Below are 2,313 nucleotides of genomic sequence, written 5' to 3'. Positions count from 1 at the left end.
AGGTTGAGCAGTCCGAGATCGAGCTGCAGCGTCAGCATCTAGCAGCCAGCCAGGCCGAGCAGCAGGCCCGGCTTCAGGCTGCCCAGGCCAAGGGCGATGACGCGACCGCCACTCGCGCCAGGAATGCCCTGGCTCAGATTGAGGCTGACCAGCTCGGCTTGGTCGCACGCGCCAAGCGCGCTGAGGCCAGCGCAACCCAGCAAGCCACCGCTGCGCGCCGTGAAGAGCTGTCTGCTGTCGGTCCGCTGAATGCTGCCCACGCTCAGGAGCTGCAGGCCGCCGAGAACTACGCGAAGGCCCTGCGGGTTGAAGCGGCTGCTGCGGACCAGGCCGCGCAGCGCACACGTGACCTGGGTTCCGCTCATCGGTCTGCAGCAGGCACCACAGATCAGCTCAGCGGCCGGGTTGGGAATCTGACCCAATTGCTGGGCCAGATGGCTGGCGCATTGGGCGCCGCCTTTACCTTCCGCGAGTTGGTCACTGCTGCCGCTCAGATGGAGCAGCTGCGTAGCGGGCTGACGGCTGTCACGGGTGATGCGGCCAAGGCGGGCCAAGAGCTTGAGTTCGTTCGCAAGGTCGCGATCCGTATCGGCGCGGACGTTACTGAAGTCGGAAAAGCCTTCCTGGGTTTGTCCGCTGCAACGAAAGGTACAGCTGTCGAAGGCGAGCCCACGCGCCAGGTCTTTGAGTCGGTGGCCACAGCCATGGGCAAGGCGGGTAAGAGCAGTGCTGAGACGGCAAACGCATTGCAGGCGCTTGCCCAGATGGCTAGCAAGGGCGTGGTGCAGTCCGAAGAGCTGCGTGGCCAGCTCGGCGAAGCCCTGCCGGGCGCCCTTAATGCGGCAGCCAAGGGACTCGGCATCACGACCGCCGACCTGATGAAGCTGGTCGAAGAGGGGAAGATCGCCGCTAGCGATCTGTTCCCGGCGCTCGCCAAAGGCTTGGACGATCTCTATGGCGGTGCCCCCTCGGCGCAGACCCTGAGCCAGGAGATCACCAATATCAAGAACTCGTTCACCGAGATGGCGGCCAACATCGGTGATTCGGGAGGGCTCTCGGCGTTGAAGGTCGGCGCTGAAGTTGCCCAGGGCGCCATTGTGAGTCTCGATGCCACGGTCGTTGCGACTGGCAAAAGCATCGGCACCGTCATTGCAGCCGTCGCAAACAGAGATTTCTCCGGGCTGAAGCAGGCCTTCGCTGATATCCAGAAGGAAGCACAAGACAAGCTGCTGAAGGCGGCGCAGCACAACGACACGCTGCGCGCCGCCATCAAGGCCAGCGGCGACCAGGGAGCAATCGCCGCTCTTGCTCAACAGGACCTGGCCGCAAAGACGCAGCAGGCCGGAGGTGCAGCAGCCGCAGGCGCAAGCGACTTCATCAAGTTGCAGAACGGCTACCGCCTGGTCGTTGAATCCGTCAGAGAGCAGATCGCGGAACAGGAAAAAAGTCTGATCGCCCGCGATGCGGAAGGCAAGGCATCCATCTCGCTGGCCCAGGCCTTCGGTACCGAGGCCCAGCAGCGTGCGGCCGTTGTCACGGCCACTGCCAATTCAGCAGCGGAGCAAGAAAAGATGGCCCGGCTCAAGCTCACCGAGTTGGCCACCATGCAGGAGGAACTGAAGGCTCTGAAGGCCTCCGCAGCGCAGATGGCCGTCGTCGACGACATCAAAAAGAAACAGATTGCAGATCTGGAGAAGCAGATCGGCCTGCGTCAGCAAGATGCCGACAAAGCCGTGGCACAGGCCCAGGCAGGCAGACTTGCAGCAGAGCAAGCCAAGGCTGAGGCAGAGGCGTACAAGGACAACAGCGCCCGTGTGAACGAGCTGCGCGAAGCCTACGACCGTGCCAAGGCCAAGCTGGAGGAGGTACGTGCGGCCAAGGCCGCTGGTAAAGCCACGACCGAGGATGTCACCAAGGCCGAGCTGGAGGCAGGCAGGGCGGCGCTGGTCTACCGCGACGCGCTCCAAGACCAGCTCAGATCCATCGAAGCCAAGCGGAATTTGCAGGCTGCTGAGATCGACGTCCAGTCCACCACGCTGCGCCTTGCCATTGAGCAGCAACGCGCAATTGTCGAGGTGGCCAGAGCCCGTGGTGACGAGCGAACGGCCATCGCTGCGCAGAACGAAATTCGCCGCTTGGAGATCGAGCTGCTGCGCCTCACTGCCCAGGCCAAGCGCGCGGAGGCTGACGCAGCCATCGCAAGTGCCGAGGCCAAGAAGGCTGAGCTGATCGCCGCTGACCAATACAACGGCGCCAAGAAGCTGGAGATCGAAGCCGCGCTCAAGGCGGCGGAGGTAAAGCGCTTGGAGGGCG

The 2,313-nt window shown here is 63.6% G+C and carries 2 protein-coding genes; one reads left to right on the top strand and one right to left on the bottom strand.

The window, feature by feature from the left end; all coding sequences use genetic code 11:
- Positions 1–38 precede the first annotated feature (38 nt).
- A complete protein-coding gene (locus DBR23_RS13880; protein WP_108498646.1) occupies positions 39–365 on the bottom strand; it encodes a hypothetical protein in 327 nt (108 codons plus the stop codon).
- Positions 366–422: 57 nt separating this feature from the next.
- On the opposite strand from DBR23_RS13880, the gene DBR23_RS13875 reads away from it, so the two are divergent.
- On the top strand, positions 423–2,313 hold a 1,891-nt coding region (locus DBR23_RS13875; RefSeq protein ID WP_199227707.1), incomplete at its 3' end, for a tape measure protein.

It is taken from the genome of Acidovorax sp. HMWF018, from assembly GCF_003061035.1.
GTDB lineage: Bacteria > Pseudomonadota > Gammaproteobacteria > Burkholderiales > Burkholderiaceae_C > Acidovorax > Acidovorax delafieldii.
Note: the sequence above shows the minus strand (reverse complement) of the source record. Positions and strands in the feature narration are given on the sequence as shown.